Origin of the sequence: Streptantibioticus ferralitis (assembly GCF_029223525.1) — a bacterium.
GTDB classification, from domain to species: Bacteria; Actinomycetota; Actinomycetes; order Streptomycetales; family Streptomycetaceae; genus Streptantibioticus_A; species Streptantibioticus_A ferralitis.
In genome coordinates, this window is sequence record NZ_JARHTQ010000019.1 from 147,177 (window position 1) to 163,110 (window position 15,934).

General features: G+C 68.1%; 21 protein-coding genes and 1 pseudogene. 13 read left to right on the top strand and 9 right to left on the bottom strand.

Annotation, left to right across the window (positions count from 1 at the left end):
- The first annotated feature begins 47 nt into the window (after positions 1 to 47).
- The 5 genes from P2L57_RS25945 to P2L57_RS25965 are packed head-to-tail and all read left to right on the top strand — an operon-like array spanning position 48 to position 3,304.
- Positions 48 to 482 (top strand): DoxX-like family protein, encoded by a 435-nt coding sequence (locus P2L57_RS25945; protein WP_275818479.1) that lies wholly within the window; start codon positions 48 to 50, stop codon positions 480 to 482.
- Complete coding sequence (locus tag P2L57_RS25950) at positions 479 to 1,360, top strand: DUF3419 family protein (RefSeq protein WP_275818480.1); 882 nt, start codon at positions 479 to 481, stop codon at positions 1,358 to 1,360. The genes P2L57_RS25945 and P2L57_RS25950 overlap by 4 nt, the downstream gene beginning before the upstream one ends.
- Entirely contained in the window at positions 1,357 to 2,130 is a 774-nt protein-coding gene (locus P2L57_RS25955; protein WP_275818481.1) for a DUF2071 domain-containing protein, read from the top strand. The genes P2L57_RS25950 and P2L57_RS25955 overlap by 4 nt, the downstream gene beginning before the upstream one ends.
- Complete coding sequence (locus tag P2L57_RS25960; RefSeq protein WP_275818482.1) at positions 2,127 to 2,885, top strand: class I SAM-dependent methyltransferase; 759 nt, start codon at positions 2,127 to 2,129, stop codon at positions 2,883 to 2,885. The genes P2L57_RS25955 and P2L57_RS25960 overlap by 4 nt, the downstream gene beginning before the upstream one ends.
- Positions 2,885 to 3,304, top strand: coding sequence for a hypothetical protein (locus P2L57_RS25965; protein WP_275818483.1), 420 nt, complete (start codon positions 2,885 to 2,887; stop codon positions 3,302 to 3,304). Before P2L57_RS25960 ends, P2L57_RS25965 begins: the two co-directional genes overlap by 1 nt.
- Before the next feature lie 37 nt (positions 3,305 to 3,341).
- On the opposite strand, the gene P2L57_RS25970 is transcribed toward P2L57_RS25965, so the two are convergent.
- The gene (locus tag P2L57_RS25970) at positions 3,342 to 3,728 is read right to left on the bottom strand and encodes a phage holin family protein (protein WP_275818484.1); all 387 of its coding nucleotides are present in this window, start codon (positions 3,726 to 3,728) and stop codon (positions 3,342 to 3,344) included.
- A gap of 71 nt (positions 3,729 to 3,799) precedes the next feature.
- On the opposite strand from P2L57_RS25970, the gene P2L57_RS25975 reads away from it, so the two are divergent.
- Together P2L57_RS25975 and P2L57_RS25980 are read left to right on the top strand one after the other, a co-directional pair.
- Positions 3,800 to 4,117 (top strand): cupin domain-containing protein, encoded by a 318-nt coding sequence (locus P2L57_RS25975; protein WP_275818509.1) that lies wholly within the window; start codon positions 3,800 to 3,802, stop codon positions 4,115 to 4,117.
- Positions 4,118 to 4,242: 125 nt separating this feature from the next.
- Positions 4,243 to 4,461: a DUF5326 family protein gene (locus P2L57_RS25980; protein WP_275818485.1), complete on the top strand. Its 219-nt coding sequence runs from the start codon at positions 4,243 to 4,245 to the stop codon at positions 4,459 to 4,461.
- 90 nt (positions 4,462 to 4,551) lie between these two features.
- Here the strand turns inward: P2L57_RS25980 and P2L57_RS25985 are convergent, their stop codons facing one another.
- The 3 genes from P2L57_RS25985 to P2L57_RS25995 form a co-directional block, all read right to left on the bottom strand.
- Positions 4,552 to 6,033, bottom strand: coding sequence for an SPFH domain-containing protein (locus P2L57_RS25985; protein WP_275818486.1), 1,482 nt, complete (start codon positions 6,031 to 6,033; stop codon positions 4,552 to 4,554).
- A 169-nt stretch (positions 6,034 to 6,202) separates the two neighbouring features.
- Positions 6,203 to 6,400, bottom strand: a complete 198-nt coding sequence (locus P2L57_RS25990; RefSeq protein WP_275818487.1) for an NfeD C-terminal domain-containing protein — start codon at positions 6,398 to 6,400, stop codon at positions 6,203 to 6,205.
- A gap of 14 nt (positions 6,401 to 6,414) precedes the next feature.
- Positions 6,415 to 7,725, bottom strand: coding sequence for a YibE/F family protein (locus P2L57_RS25995; RefSeq protein WP_372515918.1), 1,311 nt, complete (start codon positions 7,723 to 7,725; stop codon positions 6,415 to 6,417).
- 192 nt (positions 7,726 to 7,917) lie between these two features.
- Between P2L57_RS25995 and thiC the strand changes: the two genes are divergently transcribed.
- Complete coding sequence (gene thiC, locus P2L57_RS26000) at positions 7,918 to 9,693, top strand: phosphomethylpyrimidine synthase ThiC (RefSeq protein ID WP_275818488.1); 1,776 nt, start codon at positions 7,918 to 7,920, stop codon at positions 9,691 to 9,693.
- An 81-nt stretch (positions 9,694 to 9,774) separates the two neighbouring features.
- Here the strand turns inward: thiC and P2L57_RS26005 are convergent, their stop codons facing one another.
- Together P2L57_RS26005 and P2L57_RS26010 are read right to left on the bottom strand one after the other, a co-directional pair.
- Positions 9,775 to 10,497, bottom strand: coding sequence for a creatininase family protein (locus tag P2L57_RS26005; RefSeq protein ID WP_275818489.1), 723 nt, complete (start codon positions 10,495 to 10,497; stop codon positions 9,775 to 9,777).
- Positions 10,498 to 10,529: 32 nt separating this feature from the next.
- The gene (locus P2L57_RS26010) at positions 10,530 to 11,834 is read right to left on the bottom strand and encodes an NsdA family TPR-like regulatory protein (protein ID WP_275818490.1); all 1,305 of its coding nucleotides are present in this window, start codon (positions 11,832 to 11,834) and stop codon (positions 10,530 to 10,532) included.
- 147 nt (positions 11,835 to 11,981) lie between these two features.
- On the opposite strand from P2L57_RS26010, the gene P2L57_RS26015 reads away from it, so the two are divergent.
- The 3 genes from P2L57_RS26015 to P2L57_RS26025 are packed head-to-tail and all read left to right on the top strand — an operon-like array spanning position 11,982 to position 12,851.
- Positions 11,982 to 12,398 carry an ATP-binding protein gene (locus P2L57_RS26015; protein WP_275818511.1) on the top strand — a complete coding sequence of 139 codons (417 nt, stop codon included), beginning with the start codon at positions 11,982 to 11,984 and terminating at the stop codon, positions 12,396 to 12,398.
- Positions 12,388 to 12,603, top strand: a complete 216-nt coding sequence (locus P2L57_RS26020) for a hypothetical protein (protein ID WP_275818491.1) — start codon at positions 12,388 to 12,390, stop codon at positions 12,601 to 12,603. Before P2L57_RS26015 ends, P2L57_RS26020 begins: the two co-directional genes overlap by 11 nt.
- Complete coding sequence (locus P2L57_RS26025; RefSeq protein ID WP_275818492.1) at positions 12,600 to 12,851, top strand: DUF7848 domain-containing protein; 252 nt, start codon at positions 12,600 to 12,602, stop codon at positions 12,849 to 12,851. Before P2L57_RS26020 ends, P2L57_RS26025 begins: the two co-directional genes overlap by 4 nt.
- A 186-nt stretch (positions 12,852 to 13,037) precedes the next feature.
- Here P2L57_RS26025 and P2L57_RS26030 read toward each other — a convergent pair whose 3' ends face one another.
- Together P2L57_RS26030 and P2L57_RS26035 are read right to left on the bottom strand one after the other, a co-directional pair.
- Positions 13,038 to 13,757, bottom strand: coding sequence for a Kelch repeat-containing protein (locus tag P2L57_RS26030; protein WP_275818493.1), 720 nt, complete (start codon positions 13,755 to 13,757; stop codon positions 13,038 to 13,040).
- A gap of 374 nt (positions 13,758 to 14,131) precedes the next feature.
- Positions 14,132 to 14,449: a UTRA domain-containing protein gene (locus P2L57_RS26035; RefSeq protein ID WP_372515923.1), complete on the bottom strand. Its 318-nt coding sequence runs from the start codon at positions 14,447 to 14,449 to the stop codon at positions 14,132 to 14,134.
- Between the two features lie 54 nt (positions 14,450 to 14,503).
- Here P2L57_RS26035 and P2L57_RS41255 point away from each other — a divergent pair.
- Positions 14,504 to 14,678 (top strand): annotated as a pseudogene (locus P2L57_RS41255) (SCO3933 family regulatory protein); the annotation flags it as partial.
- A complete protein-coding gene (locus P2L57_RS26040) occupies positions 14,678 to 15,157 on the top strand; it encodes a hypothetical protein (protein WP_308292516.1) in 480 nt (159 codons plus the stop codon). The pseudogene P2L57_RS41255 and the gene P2L57_RS26040, both read left to right, overlap by 1 nt.
- A gap of 269 nt (positions 15,158 to 15,426) precedes the next feature.
- On the opposite strand, the gene P2L57_RS26045 is transcribed toward P2L57_RS26040, so the two are convergent.
- On the bottom strand, positions 15,427 to 15,934 hold a 508-nt coding region (locus tag P2L57_RS26045; RefSeq protein ID WP_275818495.1), incomplete at its 5' end, for an SH3 domain-containing protein.

Genomic DNA, 15,934 nt, shown 5'->3' on the forward strand with positions numbered 1-15,934 from the left:
CTCCTGCTGGGACGATCGATGTTTCACGTGAAACCACGATCCCGCCGATGGGCGGGCCGCTGCGCGCTGGTTGTATATGGCCTGTGATCCTAAGAGGCCGGGCGATCCCGAGATGGTGCGCTCTGGCACCCGGCGCCGCTGTCGCGCTGGTGTGGTTCTACGAAGGCCTGTGGTGCAAGGTCTTTCCCGGGCGGCCGGACCATCGCGCGATCATCGCGGCGATCCCGTTGCTGCCGGGCTGGGCGGTAACACCGCTGATGGTGGCAATCGGCTTGGCGGAGGCGGCGGTTGGGGTATGGGTGCTCAGCGGCAGGCGCCCGTATCTGGTGGCGGGTGTGCAGACCTGGTTGATCGGTTCGTTCAATCTGGGCGGTCTGCTGTTCGCGACGGACCGCATAACGGAGCCCGGGCGGCTGATCGTGATGAACCTGGCGCTGATCGCCCTGATCTGGCTGGTCGCTGAGCGGCAGGCGGCCCGATGACGGGGAACCCTTGGTCGGCCGGGCGGATTCTCACCGCACAGAGCGGTGGCCCCCGGCTGCTCTTCGGGCGGATGTACGAGGATCCGAGGGTCGAACTGAGAGCCTTCCCCGCCGCGCCCGCACGTGTCCTGTGTATCGCCTCGGCAGGCGACACCGCGGCGGCCCTCGCCCATGCCGGGCATGACGTCACCGCCATCGACATCAACGCCCGCCAACTCGGCTACGCCGCCGGCCGTGTGAGGCGAGGCGCCCCGGCCCGCACCGGTACCGCGGAACACCTGACGGCCGTCGGGCGCCAAGCCGCCGCCGTCCTTCCCGCCTGGCGGCCCGCGTCCCTCGCCGCCTTCCTCGATCTCGACGACCCCGTACGGCAGTTGACGTGGTGGCGTGAACGGCTCGACGGTCCAGGGCTGCGGCTGCTCATGGGCGCCGCGCTACGGCCCGCCGGTCTGCTCGCGGCGCTGCTGCGCCCCGGATTCCGAGGGGCGGTGCCCGCTCGCTTCGACACTTTGCTGCGGCAGCGCATCGCGAACACCGTCGCCCGGCATCCGAATGCGGACAACCCCCTGCTGCGGCTTCTGCTGCTCGGCGAGGCGGCCCCGGATCCGGCGCCGACGCCGGGCGTGCGGTTTGTGCACGCCGAGGTCGCCGAGTACCTGGAGTCCGTAACGCCGGGCAGCTATGACGCCATCACCCTCTCCAACGTTCTTGACGGACCCGGCAGTTCGTACGCGCGGCGGCTACGCACGGCCGTGGAGCGTGCGGTCCGACCGGGAGGAGTCGCCGTACTACGCAGTCTGCGCGGGCCGGGGTCCACCGACGACCGTTGCCCGTTGTGGGGAACGGTGCACCTGACGCGTATAGGAGGCATGGCGTGAGGCATCTGCTGCGTCGCCATCCGTTGCCGTTGCATACGCACTTCGCGCACTCGCTCGTCCTGACCTATGCCTTTCCCGCCGACGTCCTACGCCCGGCGCTGACTCCCGGGCTGGAACTCGACACCTATACCGCGGGTGAGCGGGAGTACGGGTTCGCGGCGGTCGCGCTCGTGGATCTGAGGGCGCTAAGGCCGCCGTTCGCCCCCCGAGTGCTCGGCACCGACCATCTGATGACCGGCTACCGGATCTTCACCCGCTTCCGCACCCCGGGCGGCCGGACCATGCGGGGCCTGCGCATCCTGCGCAGTGACACCTCCAGCCGGGTGCTGGCGCTCGGCGGCAATGTGCTGACCCGCTACCACTACCAACTAGCCCAGCTCGGCTGCCGGTTGACCGATGACCGGTTGGAGTTCGCCGTCCGGTCCCGGGACACGGCGGCCGATCTGCGGGTCGCGGCGAACATCAAGGACGCCGCTCCGCTGCCCGAGGGCAGCCCCTTCGCTTCCGAACGCGATGCCCGTCGCTTCGCGGGACCGCTTCCGTACACCTTCGAGTACGAGCCGCGTGATGACAGCGTCACGGTGGTCAAGGCGTTCCGCACCCGTTGGGAGCCTCGACCGGTGGCCGTGGATGTGCGGCGGTTGACCTTCTTCGAGCACGGTCTCTTCGCCGGGACCCGGCCGCTGCTCGCCAACGCCTTCCATGTCGCGTGGGTCGACTACGGCTGGCACGCGGGGGTACGGCACAGAACCGACGGGACGCGCATATGACCGGCAGGGCCGCGCACGGTGCACTTCCGCCCTCCGGCGCCCGGCACGTCCTCGCCTACAACTGGCCGATGTACACGGCCGGTTCGGCAGCGGTTCTCGCCGGTGCGGTGATCGGACGCAGATACCGGGCGGCCTGGGCGGGAAGTGCGCTCGCCGCCTGGTGGCTGTCCTCCAGTCTCATCGCCAGCCACCGCGTCTACGACCGCTCGACGCTGCACAGTTGGCGCTGGCTGGACGTGGTGCTGCCGGAAGGCCCTGGACGCCATCTCGTCGTCTCGGCCGGGCTGGACGAGGCGAGTGAGGTGCTGCGGGCCCGCCATCCGCGGGCTCCGCAGACCATCGCCGATCTGTATGACGGGCTACCGGTGACGGAGTCCTCGTTGCGCCGGGCGCGCCGCCGTGTTCCACCGCAGCCGGGGTCCCTGACCGCATGGGCGCAGCGGTTGCCGGGCGCCGACGCCTCGTACGACACGGTGATCGCGCCCTTCGCGGTCCATGAGCTACGCCGGGCCGTCGACCGGGAGGCGCTGCTCGACGAATGCGCTCGGCTGCTGCGTCCTGGCGGTGCCGTCGTGCTGGTCGAGCACTGCCGTGATGCCGCCAATGCGGCGGTCTACGGGCCTGGTGCCTGGCACTTCATGCCGCGAGGTGAGTGGCTGCGGCTTGCCGCGCGCTCGGGCCTCACGGTCGCACACGAAAGCCGGATCGCCCGCTATGTCACCGTACTGGTGCTGCGAAGGCGGGCCCGGACGTGATGGCGCTGCTCACACTGGAGGGGCAGCTACGGCTTGTGGGGCTGGCCTTGGTGATCATGGGCGCGGTGCATGCCGTGCTCCCCCGGCTGATGGGCTGGCCCGCCGATCTGGCCGGCAGCACACTGCTGACCCGGCAGGTGTCCTACGCCCACCTGTTCTTCATCGGTCTCGCCTGTGTTCTGCTCGGGCTGCTGCCGTTGGCGCTCGCGCCCGACCTCCTCGCCGGGACGCCGCTGGGCACGGCGCTACTGGCGGGTGAGACGGTCTTCTGGGGGCTGCGCTGGGTGTTCCAGTTCGCGGTGTTCCCGGCGCGGCTGTGGCGCGGCCACCGATGGCGGACTGCCGCGCATATCGCGCTCGCGTTGTTGTGGACGTGGGTGGCGGCCGTCTTCGGCTATGCGCTGGCCGCCACCCCGTGATGCCGTGTTTCACGTGAAACATCAGCCGACATGGACATCAGCGGCGGTCGTCCTCGTCCGGCAGGATCAGATGCATCGCCCAGGCGACGATGCTCACCACCAGGCCGCCGACCAGCGCCGGCCAGAAGCCCGCGACATGGAAGTCCAGCTTGAGTTTGGTCGACAGATACGAGGTGAGCAGCAGCATCAGCGCGTTCACGACCAGCGTGAACAGGCCGAGGGTGACGATGAACAGCGGGAATGACAGGAGCTTCACGATCGGTTTGACGAGCCAGTTCACCACACCGAAGACCAGCGCGACCAGAACGAGGGTGAGCGCCTTGTGTCCGGTGTTGGAGCCGGTGAGCGTTATGCCGTTGATCAACCAGACCGCGACGCCGAGGGCCACTGCGTTGGCCAGCGTCTTGACTACGAATTTCTTCATGCTGCGATCGTCGCAGAGACTTTGGTCAGGGCAAGGAAGAACTGGTGGAGAGAAGGCGAGGGACCCGGCACATGAAGGTGTTCCGGCTGGACGATCTGGACGCTGAGCGCGCGGCGAACGACGGGGCGTATCTGCAGTTCCTGCGGGAACGCAACATGTCGGCTGGGCTGTACGCGCTCCCGGCGGGGGGTAACGATCCGCAGTCACCGCACCGGCAGGACGAGATCTACCTGGTGGTGAGCGGTCGGGCGTCGATCACGGTGGGGGAGGAGACGACCCATGTGGCGCGCGGCAGCGTCGTCTACGTACCGGCCGGGACGACGCACCGCTTCCACCACATCTCCGAGGATCTGCGGGTGCTGGTGGTCTTCTCCCCGCCCGAGGGATGACCGGTGGCTTCAGGGTCCCGTAAGGGTCCGATCAGGGGCGGATCGGGTCCGTTGACCCTCGGATCCGGGTATCCGTGACCGTAAGCTCAAGACATAAGCCAAGTAAGGGCGGAGGGAGTCGGAACATGAGCGCGAACGGGTTCTTCAACGGACTGCCGTGGTGGGTCAAGTGGGTCGCCGTGCCGGTGATCGCACTGGTCGTCTTCGGCGGCCTGATCGCCAGCATCATCGGGTTCATCGCCACCCTGCTGTTCAAGGTGGTGCTGTTCGCGGCGCTGGTCGGCGGTCTGGTCTACCTGGTGAAGAAGTTCACCTCGTCATCGTCATCGCGTAGCGACTGGTAGCCGCCCATGGCGTTGGACCGGCACGCACAGCGAACGCTCGCGGCGGAGCAGGACTCCGTACCGCGAGCGTCGCTGTTCTGCGGCTGACCGCTAGGAGTTGCCGGAGTCATCCTGGAGCGACACCCGCTCCGGACGCGGCGCCGAACCGTTGGGCGACGAGACCGTGCCCTTGGCGCCCTCGGTGTTCATGGAGGCGAGGAGCTGACGGGCGAGCCCGAGACCGGTACCGCCCATCGTCAGCGCCTTGGCGAACATGTCGGACATCCCGTCGGCGCCGTTGAGCAGCACCATGTGGTCGACGTTGCCGAAGGCGGCGGCACCTGCCTTGACGATCTCCGGCCAGTTCTCGGCGAGTTGCTGGGCGACCACGGCCTCCTGGTTCTCCGCCAGGGCCGCCGCCCGCGCCTTGATGGCCTCCGCTTCGGCGAGGCCCTTCGCCCGGGCCGCCTCGGCCTCAGCCAGACCGCGGGCCTGAGCGGATGCCGCCTCCGCCTCACCGGTCGCCTTGGTGGCCGACGCCGCGGCCATACCGCGAGCCTTGGTCGCCTCGGCCTCGGCCGCCGCGGCGGTCTTCACCCGGGTCGCCTCGGCCGCGGCGGCGAGCTCGGTCTCCTTCGCCTTGGCCTGCGCCGCCGAGATCCGGGCGTCGCGCTCGGCCTCGGCCAGCGTGCGCTTCTCGTACGCCTTGGCGTCCGCGGGCTTGCGGACATCCGCCTGCAGCTGCTGCTCGCGGCGGTGCGCTTCGAGTTCCGCGACGCGGGTCTCCTGGACCACGACTTCCTGCTTCGCCGCCGCCTCCGACAGCGGGCCCGCCTGGCGGGCGGTGGCCGCCGCCTTGTCGCGCTCCGCCTGGTACCCCGCCTGCAGGATCTCGCTGTCCCGGGTCGCCTCGGACATCCGGGCCGCGGCCTTCTGCTCGGCTTCGGTCGCCAGCCGGTCCGCCTCCGCCTGCGCGATACGGGCGTCCCGCTGGACGGCGGCCGCGTGCGGCGCGGCCAGGTTCCTGATGTAGCCGGTCGGGTCCTCGATCTCGTGGATCTGCAACGAGTCGACGATCAGGCCGAGCTTATCCATCTCCGTGCCCGAAGCGGAACGGGTCTGGGCGGTGAGCTTCTCACGGTCGCGGATCATCTCCTCGACGGTCAACCCGCCGACGATGGACCGCAGATGACCGGCGAAGACGTTGTGCACCCGGTCGCCCATGAACTTCTGCTGGTCCAGGAAACGGCGGGCGGCGTTCGCGATCGACACGAAGTCATCGCCGACCTTGAAGATGACCACGCCACGGACCTTCAGCGGAATGCCCTGCTTGGTCACGCAGTCCACCGACAGCTCGGACTCGTTGAGATCGAGCGAGAGCTTGCGGACCGCCTGCATACCGGGGAGTACCAGCGTTCCGCGCCCGGTGACGATGCGGAAGCCCATCCCCTCCTCAAGGCCCTCGGTGCGGTGCTTGGAGCCGGAGATGACCAATGCTTCGTTGGGCTCGGCCACGCGCCACATGAGCTTGAACAACGCGACCAGAATGATAACTGCGACGAGTGCTGCACCCGCCACGACGCCGATGACCATCGGCACATGCCCCCTTGTACCACGGCTCCCCTGATGGAGCCGACGTACAAGAGTCTGCTCCCGCCTACGGCGGGCACCAAGACGCCGACCCGCGCCGATCGCACTTGTCGAATCCTTGAATCACAGCCGCGCCCAGACCGTTATCGATCTTCGGGTTTAAGCCAGGTGCCTAAGCGAAGGGTGCGACGTAAACGGTGCGTGGCGCCTGGTACTCGACGACCACGACCAGCGTCCCGGTCTCGATGCGCTGGCCCGCCTCCATCGGGTACGCCAGGAAGTGCTCGGCGCCACCCCGTACCCGTACGATCACTTCGCCCACCAGACCCGGGCCGATCGTCCCCGTCACTCGTCCTTGAAGCCCCACCATGTCCGGAGGGTAGCTCAGGATCTGCGGCGTCGGCCCCTGCGATGCGCCCGATCGGGGCGGTCGGCGCAGACCACCAGGGCCGCCAGCACCGTGGTCAGCGGCACCGACGCGACCAGTCCGATGCTGCCGATCAGCGTCCGCACGATCTCCTCGGCGACGATCTCGCTGTTCGCCACCGTCATCACCCCGCTGCGGGCGATGGAGAACAGCAGCAGCAGCGGCAGCGAGGCGCCCGCGTAGGCCATCACCAGTGTGTTCACCACGGAGGCGATGTGATCGCGGCCGATCCGCATTCCCGCGCCGTACAACCTGCGCCAACACGCCGCGGGATCCGCCTCCTTGAGCTCCCAGACCGCCGCGACCTGGGTCACCGTCACATCGTCGAGCACGCCCAGCGACCCGATGATGACGCCCGCGAGCAGCAGACCGCGGATCTCGATACCGGGGTAGAGGGTGTGCACCAGGCCGGTCTCGTCCGAGGTGTCGCCGGTCAGCAGCGCCCAGTCGATGAACACCGAGCCCAGCAGTCCGATCAGCAGCAGCGAGCAGAGGGTGCCGAGGACCGCGACCGAGGTGCGGGCGCCCACGCCGTGGCAGAGGTAGAGCGCCACCAGCATGATCGCGCTGGCCCCGACCACCGCCACCAGCAGCGGATCGTCGCCCTGCAGGATCGCCGGGAGCATGAAGAGGGTCAGCACCGCGAAGCTGATCACCAGCGCCACCAGCGCGCTCACCCCGCGCCACCGCCCCACCGCCACAACGGCGAGCGCGAAGACCCCGGCGAGCGCGGCCATCGGGACCGTGCGATCGACATCGGTGACCGAATACTGCAGGTTCGCCGGTGCGCTGGGCGAATAGGCGACGACCACCCGCTGCCCGGCGGTATAGCGGCGCAGTTGGCCCGGCTGGACGACCTCGGTGAACGTACGGCCGGTGTCCTTGCCGGAGGCCACCTTGACCTCCGCCTGCTGGCAGATGCCGGAAGTGGCGTTCGATATCGGCCCGTTGGAGCACCGCACGTTCTGGACGCGGATGATCTCGGCCGACTGTGTCCGCTGGTCGAAGCCGACTCCGGTGTGCGTATGCGCCGGTGCGCCGTTCGGCCACAGCACGATCAGGCCGACGGCGACGGCCGCGGCGAACGGCACCAGAATCGCGGCGATCACCTTGCGCAGGTGCGCGGAGACCGGATGGGCCGGACCGTGTCCATGGCTGTGCGAGTGTGCCCGCGGGCGGGCGCGGGCCGTTCGCGCCGCGCCCGGCGCGTCCTGCGCCGCCAGCCGGTGCGCCGTGCCCGCCGTATCCGACGTGTCCGTCGTGTCCACGGGCAGATGATGGCAAGGGCCCCTGGCGCCGCGCCCGGGTGACCCGCTAGCGTTGTGCGTACCTTTGCAATCGCGGGAGCTCGGAGCACCGGGCTGAGAGGGCGCTGATCTCCGTACGAGAGAACGTACGGAAGCCGCTGCGTCGACCGCTGAACCTGTTACCGGGTAATGCCGGCGTAGGGAGTGGGTCTCATGACCATGCAGGATGCACGCACGCCTGAAACCTCCTCGGAGATCGGGTGGCACAAGGGCTACCTCGAAGGATCCCGTCCGGATCTGCGGGTGCCCGTGCGCCGGGTGCACCTCACCAACGGCCGCGATGTGACGCTTTACGACACCTCCGGCCCGTACACCGACCCCAACATCGAGACGGATGTGCGGCGTGGGCTGGCCCCGCTCCGGGAGAACTGGATCATCGCCCGGGGCGACACCGAGGAGTACCCGGGCCGGGAGCTGCGGCCCGAGGACGACGGGCTGAAGCACACCTCCCCGCGCGGTGGCCTGCGCAACCTGGACGCGGTCTTCCCCGGGCGCCCGCGGCTGCCCCGACGGGGGCGCGACGGGCAGGCGGTGACCCAGCTCGCGTACGCCAAGCGCGGTGAGACCACCGCGGAGATGGAGTACGTGGCGCTGCGCGAGGGCGTCTCCCCCGAGGTGGTCCGCGAGGAGATCGCGGCCGGGCGCGCCGTGCTCCCCGCCAACGTCAACCACCCCGAGATCGAGCCGATGATCATCGGCAAGCGGTTCCTGGTGAAGGTCAACGCCAACATCGGGAACTCGGCGGTCACTTCCTCCATCGAGGAGGAGGTGGAGAAGATGACCTGGGCGACGCGTTGGGGCGCCGACACGGTCATGGACCTGTCCACCGGCCGCAACATCCACACCACGCGTGAGTGGGTGCTGCGCAACTCGCCGGTTCCGATCGGAACCGTGCCGCTCTACCAGGCGCTGGAGAAGGTGGACGGCAAGGCCGAGGAACTCTCCTGGGAGATCTACAAGGACACCGTCATCGAGCAGGCCGAGCAGGGCGTCGACTACATGACGGTGCACGCGGGTGTGCTGCTGCGGTATGTGCCGCTGACGGCCCGGCGCAAGACCGGCATCGTCTCGCGCGGTGGCTCGATCATGGCCGCCTGGTGCCTGGCGCACCACAAGGAGAGCTTCCTCTACGAGAACTTCGAGGAGCTCTGCGAGATCCTGCGGGCGTACGACATCACGTTCTCGCTGGGCGACGGTCTGCGTCCCGGTTCGATCGCCGATGCCAACGACGAGGCCCAGTTCGCGGAGCTGCGTACGCTCGGCGAGCTGAACCAGATCGCCAAGGCGCATGACGTCCAGACGATGATCGAGGGCCCGGGCCATGTCCCGATGCACAAGATCAAGGAGAACATCGACCTCCAGCAGGAGATCTGCGAGGAGGCCCCGTTCTACACCCTCGGCCCGCTGACCACCGATGTGGCGCCTGGGTACGACCACATCACCTCCGGTATCGGCGCGGCGATGATCGGTTGGTGGGGCACGGCCATGCTCTGCTACGTAACTCCCAAGGAGCACCTGGGACTTCCGGACCGCGACGATGTGAAGACCGGTGTCATCACCTACAAGATCGCGGCGCACGCGGCGGACCTGGCCAAGGGCCACCCCGGTGCGCAGGTGTGGGACGACGCGCTGTCGGACGCGCGTTTCGAGTTCCGCTGGGAGGACCAGTTCAACCTGGCCCTCGACCCGGACACGGCTCGCTCGTTCCACGACGCGACGCTTCCGGCGGAGCCCGCCAAGACGGCGCACTTCTGCTCGATGTGCGGGCCGAAGTTCTGCTCGATGAAGATTAGCCAAAGCATCACAGAGCGGTTCGGCGGCGACGCGGCCGACGGCGCCACCGCTGAGGAGATCGAGGCGGGGATGCTGGAGAAGTCCAGGGAGTTCGCGGAGGCGGGGAACCGGGTCTATCTGCCGCTGGCGGACTAGATCCCGCTTCCCCCTGCGCACTCAGGAGAGGTCCCGGCTGCGGCTGGGGCCTCTTCGTGTTCCAGGTACTGCCCAACGCCTCTACTGGGCGGGGACCTGGCCGATCAGGGTTAGGTGCGCCTCGGCCGAGCGGGAGAAGCTGTCCAGGAGCGCCTTGCCCTTGGTCGCGCTGGCTAGCGAGGGCTGGCCGATGATCCCGTTGGTCGTGTAGCCAGCCATGCCCAGTGTGAGCAGATGGGGCCGGTTCGGCGCCGAGTGGTCGTCGCCTTCCACTCCTTCGCGGACGAGATGCGGGGCCCCGTGTAGGAGGAGGGAGACCTCGAATTCTCCGCCGTGCATGTCCTCTGCGCTACTGCTCTCCAATGCCGCGTCCGTGCGGGCCTTGGCGCGATCCTCGTGTGCAGGGAAGAGGGCGACGCGGGGGCCTGCGGCGTTGATCTCCTGGACGACATTGGACAGGACGTAGTTGCCGCCATGCCCGTTGACGATGATCAGCCCGGGGATGCCGGACGCTTCGAGTGACCGCCAGATGTCGTTGACCATCGCGTAGAGCGTGGCGGCGCTGATGCTCACCGTCCCGGCCATCGGTGCGTGCTCGTGGGAGCAAGAGATGGTTACCGGTGGCAGGAGGAACAGGCTGTGATCGTCGGCGATGCGGCGCGCTATCAGGCAGGCGATAGCTGTATCCGTGATCAGTGGCAGGTGGTCCCCGTGCTGCTCGAAGCTGCCCACCGGGAGGACGGCGACGGCCGGTCCCCTGTGGCGTTCGTCGCCGGACGTGGCTTGCGTGATCAAAGCATCCATGATCCCAGCATCCCCCATCACTCCTGATCCGATCACGATGCGAACCGATCGCGGATCGCCTCAAAGTGTTCAGTGAATACCGCGACTTCGGGTACCTCCCGGCGGTGGGCGACGGCTTTGGCGACGGCGGCCAGTTCCGCCAACGTCCGCGCGGACCCTGTTTGTGTGACGATGGCCAGCGCTTTGGTCGCGGCTTCGGCTCCCCGCTCGGGCTCGTCTGCCTTGGCGTAGGCGCGGGCCAACCGAGCGAGGTAGACACCGCGGTCGTTGCGGTAGACCTGCGGGAGCGTGGCGAGTTCCTTCTCGAAGAGGCGTACCGCGCGCATCGGATCGCCAAGGTCGATCCAGCAGTTCGCACGCTGGATCTCGATGTATGTAGGAGTGCAGTACGACGCATCTACTGTGGTCACCAACCCTGCCGGGTCGGTCTCGGAAGCAAGCACGTACGCCTCGTCGAACTTGGCCAGAGCCGCCTTGGGGTTACGCATGAGCGCGTAACCCTGGGCGTCCTGCTGCACGGCGAGTGCGGTGATCCTCGGCGTCAGTCCAGGGATGCGCTGCGCGGCCCTGGCGAGACCTACCGCCCTTTCGGCGCTCACTCGCGATGTGGCCTGGTTGCTCTTGCGGAACAGTACGTAGGACTGCATGTGGTCGTCGGCAGCCTCCTGCGCCCACTCCATCGACCGGTCCGACCAGTAGGCAGCCGTTCGGAAGTCTCCAAGATCCTGGAAGAGCCAGCCTAGGAACTCGGCGACCAGTCCCCCGATGCGCAAGAGCCCTTGTCGAGTAGCCCCGTTGGCGGTCTCCAGCAAGCCTGTAATGCTCTGCGCGTAGTGCAGCAGTGGAGGGAGGGTCTGCCGCGCGCCGAAGAAGTTCGCACCCTGGTAATGCTGGGGGAGCTGGCTCTCGATCAGCGCGATCAAGAATTCGGGGTCAGTCGTGTTGTCGGTGGACGACGTAGCCCACGCGTTGCCCGAGGATGCGTCCGGTGGCGTCCATGTGGGGACGACGGCTGACACGGGCAACAAAGGTTGCTGCCCATCGCACGGTTCCCAGGCCCGACGAGCGAGTCCGAGCAGTCGACCGGGGATGCGAAGACCGTCGGCTACCCGCTCGATCACGGTCATGTCCTTCACGACGCGATGGCCCGACAGCACCTCGCCGACTCGGCTCGGCGTCATGTCGCAGCGTCGTGCGATCAGCGATGGATAGATTCCTGCGTGGTGCTTGACGAGCTGGAAGATCTTGGAGAAGTCACGCTGACGGCATGCTTCGATCATCTCCGTGTCGGCAAGTAACCGTGCCGGAAGCTCCTGCGGTGGTTCGTACTTGGACATGAGCGGTGCTCCGTGGATGCGCGGCTCGCACTGGTCTCTGCGCCCTACCTGACGTGATGTTACCCATGGCGGGTAATCACGCTGGACTACTTGCTCCATTTGTTGACCGCGAGGCTGATGGCCATGCAGTTGCGACAGATGGACGCTATGGAGGACGTGGTAGTGCGGCGGTGGTCTCGCCGACCGCAGTCCGTCCGGCTAGCACGTGTCGAGTTGCGCGCGACGCTTGCGGGATGGGGCCTGGGAGAGATCACCGAGTCTTCGACGCTGGTCCTCTCCGAGTTGCTGACGAACGCTGTGCGGCATGCCCGGGTCTCGCCCGGGCGAGAGATTGAGACGCGCTTCATGCGTACCCCTCGCGGTGTCCGCATTGAGGTGCACGACGCGTCTGACCAACGCCCAGAGAAGCGACCGCTGGTGGTGGAGGCTGCGAACGGTCGGGGATTGATCTTGGTGGCGGCACTCGCTGACAGGTGGAGTGTCGCGCCGCGAGAGGGCGCGGGAAAGGTCGTTTGGGCGGAGATCAACTCACCTGATGGAGAGGGTGGTTGCTGTGGCGCGTGACAGGTCGAAGTCGGCGTTCAAGGTGCGGCGCGGGGACGTGGTGAGCACGAAGGGTGGACGGGAGGAGGAGGTCAAAGCAGTGCGCGACGGCCGTTACGACTCTGGCGGCCCCGTCGTGGTGCTGGTGTTCAAGTCCGGGCGGCGGATGCGCGTCCACGCTGCGGAGCAGGTGAGGGTGGTTCCTGGGGGCGGGGGAGGGCAGTGAGTGTGCCCGAGAGCGGTTCGGTCAAGTCGCGGATGCGCTTCGCGCAGTGGCTGCTGACCACGGAGACGGCAAGCGGGCCGCCGATCCATGCTGCCGAGTGTGCCGAATGTGACGAGACGTCAGCAGGTGCGGATAACTGGGAGGGGCCACAGGTGTGGTGTCTGCAGCACGCGGGTCGTACCGGCCACACGTTGTTCCGCGTCACGGTCACCGGGTACTTCCGGGCGTCGATGCAAGAGGTGCTGTGATGGTCGGTTCGGAGCAGGACAACCCCCGCCCGCTGGTCATTTGTGATCACGCGGACGGTTTCGGTCCAGGTGAGTTTGTGCCCCCCCGCGACGGCCAGGACGCGTGGATCTGTTCCGGCTTGGTGACGGGTGTCGCAACGGTGGGGCGGGGACACATGGTTGGCCGTGTGTCCCCGCCCCGCGGGTTTACCTGCCGGTGCTGCCGGGCTTGAATGTGGAAGCCTGAATGTCGAACGCCTCTGCCGTGGTTCCGCTGCCGATGGCGTACACGCACGTACGGCGCAAGGCGTCGGGGCACGGTGCGGTTGCCGCCGCCAGTGCAACGCGGGCGGTGGGCATGGAGGGTAGCGTCGCCCAGACGTTGGCGGCGTGGCTGTAGGCCTCCACCGTGTTCAGGATGGAGCCGTTGAGGCCGCCGACGGCGTACACGCAGGCCGCTTTCCCTTTCCCAAGACTCTGCCGACTATCCCGTTCTTCCATCGCTCGCCCAGAGGGGGCGCGCATATCCCTGGTGAACGCGGCTGGGCAGGGCGCGGCAGCCCCCGCCAGGCCCTGACGGGCGGTCGGCATGGAGGGCAGCGTTGCCCAGACGTTGGCGGCTGGGTTGTAGGCCTCCACCGTGTTCAGGTCGGAGCCGTTGGTGCCGCCGAGGGCGTACACGCAGGTCGCCTTCCGTCTCTCGATGGCCTTGGGGCAGGTTGCGGCCGCCGCCGCCAGGTTTGCGCGGGCGGTGGGCATGGAGGGCAGGGTCGCCCAGGTGTTGGTGGCGGGGCTGTATGCCTCCACCGTGTTCAGGGTGGAGCCCTTGAAGCCGCCGATGGCGTAGACGCAGGTCCCACTGAGGCCGTTGACGTTCTCGGGGCAGGGCGCGGTCGCCGCCGCCAGTCCGCTGCGGCCGGTGGGCATCGGAGGCAGGGTCAGCCATGCGCCCTGGGCGTGTGCGAGCGTGCCTGTCAGGGCGAGAAGGGACGTCAGTGCGGCGACAAGGAACCACCTCAGCCCTCGGCACCGGGGCGAGGCCGGGGAGTCTGTCGGTGGTCCTGGCTCGGGTTGTCGGTCCCCCGTCGCCGCTCGCGCTCCGCTGGCGTGTGTCAATGAGATTTTCATCTGCATCCCTGCCCTTTCCGTCCGTGCAGGGACTACTGACAGCCGGATATGCCAACCCGTGGTGCTCCGTCAGCAGCCCTAAATGGGATGATCGGAAACATTGGGACATTGGCACCCGCCCTGGCGCGACCGGTAATAGGCTAAAAACTCCAGATGTAACCCGGATGCCTATTTCACGGGTGAACGGCGCGCAGTGTCCGGGGGCTGTCGGCGGTGATGCGGTAGGCGAGTTGGGCGTGGTCGGCGCTGGCGCGGAGTTCTTCCAGGAGGAGTGGCTGGTTGTCGTTGCCGTGGGTGATGCGGGTGGTTTCGATGACCGGTGTGGCGTCGGGAAGTTCGAGGGTGGTGCGCTCGTCGGGGAGCGGCATGCGGGCGCGGACGGTCTCGGTCCAGGTGAGCTTGTGTCCGGCGGTGGCTAGGAGGGCGTAGATCTGTTCGGGCTCGGTTGCCGGGTTGTCGGCTAGTTCGTTGTGGTCGGCGGCGACAGCCATTGGGATGAGTACGCGGTGCAGGGTGCGCGTGCCGGTGGCGGGGTCCCGGAGTAGCCGGTCGGCGGCGAAGAGGGCGGCCTGGTCAAGGTCACCGGCCTGGAAGCCTTTTCGTGGGCGATGGGCGATGGGCGACCGGCACGGGATCAGCTTCCGTGCCGCGGCCATCACCCCCGTACCGGATGCTCCGGGGTCAGCAACCGCCCGTGCGGGTAAGGGCGGTGGTGCCTGATGCAGGGGCCCATCGTTTTCGCGTTGGTCCTGGGCGTGCTGGCCTGGCGGTTCCGTCTCGGGCGCATCGTACGTGAGCGGCGTCCCGCCTGGCACTGGTACCTGACCGGATACCCGGTCGCCGCACTCCGGGTGCTGGCGTCATGGGGCAAGGTCGCACAGCTCAACGACCTATCGGTAACGCACAAGCCGACGCGAGCGATGCTCGGCGGCCTGGCGGTCAAGGGCGAGGCGCTGCGACCGATCGCGCCGCGCATCTCCTTCCCGCGTCCCATGCCGAACGGCTTGGCGGTCGTCGTCAGGCTGCACCCGGGGCAGACCCCAGTGCCGTTCCTGGTAGCGGCGGAAGCGTTAGCGCATGCCTGGCGGATGTTCGCAGTACGGGTCACCTCGCCCGAACGCGGCGTCGTGCACTTGGTGGCGACTGCTGGCCTTCGTCGGCGCGCCGGGCCCAGGTCAGCAGGGCCGCCGGGTCGCTGATGGGCAGGCCGAGGCCTATGTCGATGCGTGTCACGGGGATCGATCCTTCGGAAGGGCTCAGGGCATGACTCACTCATGCCGCCCCTCCTCGGCCCACTGCACGGACCGTGCTGCGGGATCGCTCCCATTCTGCGGCGTACTTCTGGGGGGCGTGATCTTTGGAGTGCGCCCACTCTAACCAGGTGTTCGGGTACGCGCGGCGGGATTTCCGGGATGGTGCGTCTGGAAATCCCGTCGGCGCTTGGGCGTTGCTTCGAGGCGGTGCTACGTCAGTGGCCGTGATGGGCGGTGTGGGCGTTGTGGGTGCACCAGCGCGGGGTCCGGCCGAGGTCGTGGATGTAGCGGCCGGAGGACCAGCCGTACTTGCCGTCGGTCATCCGGTACCAGCGCGAGTTGCCGTTGATCGACTCGCCGCGGACCATGCAGCGGATGCTGACGATGGATCCGTGCGCGTGCCAGCCGACGATACGGCTGTGAGTGGTCGGGCGCTGGCGGACGTTGAGGCCACTGTGGGCGATGATGCGGCCCCGGTAGTGGTGATGACGGCGGTTGTCCTGGCGGCGGTCCTCCTTACGGCGGTGGTCGTGACGCCGGTTGTGGTCGCGGTCGTGACGCCGGTTGTGGTCGCCGTTGTGGTCGCGGTCGTGGCGGTGGTCGCCGTTGTGGTCGCGGTCGTGGCGGTGGTCGCCGTTGTGGTCGCGGTCGTGGCGGTGGTCGCCGTTGTGGTCGCGGTCGTGGCGGTGGTCGCCGTTGTGGTCGCGGTCGTGGCGGTGGTCG